This is a genomic window from Chitinophaga sp., from assembly GCF_035761305.1.
GTDB lineage: Bacteria > Bacteroidota > Bacteroidia > Chitinophagales > Chitinophagaceae > Chitinophaga.
Genome location: NZ_DASTRI010000010.1, coordinates 1 through 3,925 on the forward strand (window position 1 = coordinate 1; position 3,925 = coordinate 3,925).

A 3,925-nucleotide genomic window follows, 5' to 3' on the forward strand; every position below is an offset into this window, starting at 1 on the left:
TGGATGAAGTATTGATAATTGCCTACGGCACCAGTACCCGCCGCGACCTGACCGGTGCGGTGAGCCGGATTACCTCCAGGGATATTGCCCAGCAACCCGTGACAGATCCCCTGCTGGCCTTGCAGGGCAGGGTACCGGGCTTAAATATTACCCAATCCTCAGGCCTGCCGGGCAGCTATACAAAAGTGGAGCTCCGTGGCCGTAACAGTATTGCCGCAGGTAACAGCCCGTTATATATTGTAGATGGCGTGCCATTTCCAGGTACCTCATTATCCCTGGATAACATAATGGAGGATGGTGTTGCTATTAGTCCGCTGGCCGGTTCCAACCCGCTGAATATGATCAATGTGGCCGACATCGCCAGCATTGATGTGCTGAAGGACGCGGATGCTACTGCTATTTACGGTTCCCGTGGCGCCAACGGGGTGATATTAATTACTACCAAATCTGCTAAACGCCAGAAAATGACCCTGGACGCCAACATTTATACGGGTATGGGTAAAATGGCGCACGGTGTGCAGTATATGAATACGCAGCAGTACCTGCAAATGCGCCGGGAGGCATTTAAGAATGATCATGCGGATCCGGGTTTATTCGATTACGATGTGAATGGCGCCTGGGACACTACCCGGTATACCAACTGGCAAAAGGTATTGCTGGGCGGCACCGCGCACCTTACAGATGCGCAGCTGGCCTTTGCCGGCGGTGACTCTATTGTGCAGGCACGCATCAGCGCCGGCTATCACAAGGAAAGCACGGTGTACCCTTCAGATTTTAACTACCAGAAAGCTTCTGCGCGTGTTAATCTCCAAATGAATTCACCAAACAACAGGGGCAGGATCGTTTTAAATACCAGCTATGTGGCAGACAGGAATTACCTGCCTTCCATTGATATGACAACCTATGCGATAACCACCCCCAATACGCCTGAAATTTATACGCAAGATGGTAAATTAAACTGGGAGCGTAGCACCTTCTTAAACCCTATGGCTAATTTTCTAAAAGTATATAAGGCCAACACCAGCAACCTGATGACCAATGCTATACTAAGCTACTGGATATTAGATGGCCTGCAGATAAAAACAAGTGTGGGGTATAATTTGATGCAAATGCATGAGTTGCAGCCGAATCCAACACGTGCCTACAATCCAGCATTCAATCAGGTGGGGAACACAAATTTTGGAGATGGTACCAGTAAAAGTTGGATTATAGAACCACAGCTTACCTATGATCATGAAATATGGAACGGCCGCCTGGAGGCACTGGTAGGGGCTACTCTACAGCAGGAAACTCGTAACCAGGAAGGTGTTTTTGCTTATGGATATACGAACGATGCTTTAATTGAGAACAAAACAGCTGCATCAACTATCTATCCTCTTGGAAATAGTTATTATCAGTACCGTTATAATGCATTATTCGGGCGTTTAAAATACAACTGGAAAGGCAAATACATCCTGAATCTTACTGCCCGGCGCGATGGTTCCAGCCGTTTTGGCCCTGGCAGGCAAATGGCCAATTTTGGATCAGTAGGTGCAGCCTGGATATTTTCCAATGAGCCCTGGGTATCTCAGGCACTGCCCTTCCTGAGCTTTGGCAAGCTCAGGGCCAGCTACGGCCGTACGGGTAACGATCAGATAGCAGATTACGGTTATTATGCCACCTATTCGTTCTCATCTCCTTACCAGGGGTATGCGGGGTTGTTACCTACGCGCTTATACAACGCCAACTATGGATGGGAGCTAAGCAATAAAGCAGAAGTAGGCCTGGAGCTGGGTTTCAGGAACGATCAGCTGCTGCTCCGGGCCAGCTATTATAACAACCGCTCATCCAAACAGCTGGTAAATGCGCCTATTTCCGGTTTAAGCGGCTTTAATACCATTGTTGATAATTATCCTGCCTTGGTAGAAAATACCGGGTGGGAGTTTGAATTAAACACGCAGAATATAAAAAGCCGGTATTTTACCTGGAGCACGTCTTTCAATATCAGTATTCCCCGCAACAAGCTGTTAGCATTTCCAAATTTAGAGAACACACCTTATAACAGGTTTTATTCTATAGGACAGTCGTTGAATGTATACAAGGGGTTCCATTATACAGGGATTAATGACGATGGTTTATATGGCTTTACAGATGTGGATGGGAATGACAAGCTCGTAGCGTTTTCACCGGATTATGCTTTTACAAAACCACTGGGCCCTTTTTATTATGGTGGCTTGCAAAATAGTATCAACTACAAGGGCTTGCAGTTGGATGTATTTTTCCAGTTTGTTAAGCAAAACCGTTTCAGCTACCTGTATAATGGTCCAGCTCCTGGTATGAACAGAAATAAGCCGATAGCTGTAGACGACCGTTGGCAGCACAAAGGCGATAATAAAACAACACAGCAGTATACACAAGCGCTAACAGAAGTTTACCAGGCTTACAGTAATATGCAGCAAAGCGACGGCGCTATTGAAGATGCTTCCTATATACGGCTGAAAAATGTAAGCCTCAGTTACCAATTACCTGGTAATTGGATGCGGAGTGCGCATTTGAGAAGCGTTCGGTGCTACCTGCAGGGACAAAACCTGCTGACCTTTACCCGCTACAAAGGCCGTGATCCAGAAGTAGCAGCAGTAAATCATGAAGTATATCCGCCGTTGCGCGTATGGACGTTTGGCATACAACTAGGACTTTAAAGGGAATATTTTAAACTGACTCTAATAAATGCAACTAATAAACCGGCTGCCAACCTTAAAGCAATGTTCTCCAGTTAATTGCTGGAAGAACAGATTATTGGCCGGCTATCTGTTAATACTATGTATAATCACATCCGGTTGTAAAAAGCTATTGGAAGTACAGGTACCGCCTACGGAAACAACACCCGGAACCATATTTACCAGTGACCTGAACGCTACTTCTACCGTAATAGGTATTTATGGCGAAATGATGAATGGACAGGGATTTGCCAGCGGCGCTACCAGGAGCGTTACTTTTCTAAGTGCTTTATCTGCAGATGAGCTGGAAAATTATTCGAGCTTAACCGTGCCAAGGGAGTTTTATGAAAACAGCCTCAATACCAATAACGATGCTATTGAGCACCAGTTATGGGATGAAGGCTATAAGTATATTTACGCCGCCAATGCATTAATGGAGGGGCTTGCCCTCTCAACAGCCAATGTTTCACCTGATGTGCAGAAACAGCTGCAGGGAGAAGCTTTGTTTATAAGGGCCTTTTGCCATTTTTATTTAACCAATTTATTCGGCGACATTCCTTACCTGAAAACAACTGATTATCAAAAAAATATTACCAGCTACCGGCAGCCGGTATTAACGGTATATGAAAACATTATTGCCGATCTGCAGCAGGCGCAAGAGCTTTTGAGAGAAGAATACGTAGCCATACAGCCAACAGCGGAAAGGGTGCGTCCCAATAAATGGGCCGCCACTGCCTTGCTGGCGCGGGTGTACCTGTACACCGGTAACTGGGAGCAGGCGGCGGCATTATCAACAACTGTAATCAACCAGGGTATATACCAGCTGGAAGATTCCCTGAACAACGTGTTCCTGAAAACCAGCCGGGAGGCCATCTGGCAGCTGATGCCTAATAATCCGGGAGTGAATACCTGGGAAGGCAGGAATTTTATACTCACCCAGGCGCCTGTAACAGAAGAGTTTAACTCTACCGTATTAAGCCGGTATATGCTGCAGGCCTTTGAAGCCGGGGACAGGCGCCGCCGTAACTGGGTGGATAGCATTGCATTAGGCGCCTCGCAGGTGTATTACTTCGCGTATAAATACAAAAAGAAAGTTGATGCGGATATTACCGAGTATTCAATGGTATTGCGGCTCGCAGAACAATACCTTATAAGGGCAGAGGCCCGCGCGCACCTGGATAACCCGCAGGGCGCAATAAACGATCTGAACTACATCCGCGAACGTGCGG

At 46.7% G+C, this 3,925-nt stretch carries 2 protein-coding genes; both read left to right on the forward strand.

Annotated features, from left to right (window positions below; genetic code table 11):
* The coding region (locus VFS25_RS01585; RefSeq protein WP_326460359.1) for a SusC/RagA family TonB-linked outer membrane protein at positions 1-2,678 on the forward strand (2,678 nt) is incomplete at its 5' end.
* 151 nt (positions 2,679-2,829) lie between these two features.
* The coding region (locus VFS25_RS01590) for a RagB/SusD family nutrient uptake outer membrane protein (RefSeq protein WP_326460360.1) at positions 2,830-3,925 on the forward strand (1,096 nt) is incomplete at its 3' end.